A 1685-nucleotide genomic window follows, 5' to 3' on the forward strand; every position below is an offset into this window, starting at 1 on the left:
TAACCTGACAGGCTCATTAGTACGGCTCGGCTCCAGCCATTTCTGACCCTCCACCTGCCGCCTATCAACGTGGTCGTCTCCCACAGCCTTTATGAACGGATGACTCATCTTGGGGCCGGTTTCGCACTTAGATGCTTTCAGCGCTTATCCAATCCGCACGTAGCTACTCGGCCGTGCCGCGGGCACGACAACCGATCCGCCAGCGGTGCGTCCAACCCGGTCCTCTCGTACTAAGGTCAGATCCCCGCAATCATCCCACGCCCACCACAGATAGGGACCGAACTGTCTCACGACGTTCTGAACCCAGCTCGCGTGCCACTTTAATCGGCGAACAGCCGAACCCTTGGAACCTTCTCCAGCCCCAGGATGTGACGAGCCGACATCGAGGTGCCAAACCTCCCCGTCGATGTGAGCTCTTGGGGGAGATCAGCCTGTTATCCCCGGCGTACCTTTTATCCTTTGAGCGATGGCCCACCCATGCAGCACCACCGGATCACTATACCCTACTTTCGTACCAGATCGGCCTGTTTGCCTCACTGTCAAGCTTGCTTCTGCTATTGCACTCCACGACCGATTACCGTCCGGCCTGAGCAAACCTTGGGAAGCCTCCGTTACCCTTTCGGAGGCGACCACCCCAGTCAAACTACCCACCAAACACTGTCCCCCAACGGGTTAGACAGCCAATTGCTAAAGGGCGGTATTTCAAGGTTGGATCCACGATGCCTAGCGACACCGCTTCAACTCCTCCCGCCTATCCTACACATCAGCAACCAGCCGCCCATGTTAAGCTGTAGTAAAGGTGCACGGGGTCTTTCCGTCCCGTGGCGGGTAAGCGGCATCTTCACCGCTACTACAATTTCACCGAGCTCATGGCTGAGACAGTGCCCAGATCGTTACACCATTCGTGCAGGTCGGAACTTACCCGACAAGGAATTTCGCTACCTTAGGACCGTTATAGTTACGGCCGCCGTTTACTGGGGCTTCAGTTCAGACCTTCGAGTTACCCCTAAGCCCCCCCCTTAACCTTCCAGCACCGGGCAGGTGTCAGACCCTATGCGTCATCTTTCGATTTGGCAGAGTCCTGTGTTTTTGGTAAACAGTCGCCTGGGCCTTTGCTCTGCAACCTCTCAGCATTGCTGCTGAGGAGGCCCCCCTTCTCCCGAAGTTACAGGGTCATCTTGCCGAGTTCCTTGGCCATGATTCTCTCGTGCGCCTTGGGCTATTCGCCCCAACTACCTGTGTCGGTTTACGGTACGGGTACCCAACAGCTAGAGCTTCTACACCTTTTCTTGAAACCAACTTTGAGCTCTCGCTTTGGCCGAAGCCGCCGCTCAGCGCCCTATTCCCGCAGGACGCGCTCTCTCCATCAATTTGTCAGTGTATCGCACTGCTGGGTAGTGCAGGAGTATTAACCTGCTGTCCATCTGACCTCCGCTTTCGCTCAGCCATTAGGTCCCGACTAACCCCGGGTTGACTGGCGTCGCCCGGGAACCCTTAGTCTTACGGCGTGAGGGGTTCCCACCCTCATTCTCGTTACTTATGCCTACATTTGCTCTACCACGCGGTCCACCAAGGCTCACGCCTCAACTTCACCCCCCGCAGTATGCTCTCCTACCATCAAGACAGTTACCTGTCTGATCCACCGCTTCGGTGATGTGCTTGATGCCCGTTTATTATCGATGCCC

At 56.3% G+C, this 1685-nt stretch carries 1 rRNA gene; it reads right to left on the minus strand.

What is annotated here, in order from left to right:
* A 23S ribosomal RNA gene (locus ACAW75_RS26080) occupies window positions 1-1685 on the minus strand; the annotation flags it as partial.

The organism is Fibrella arboris (assembly GCF_041321095.1).
Taxonomy (GTDB): domain Bacteria; phylum Bacteroidota; class Bacteroidia; order Cytophagales; family Spirosomataceae; genus Fibrella; species Fibrella arboris.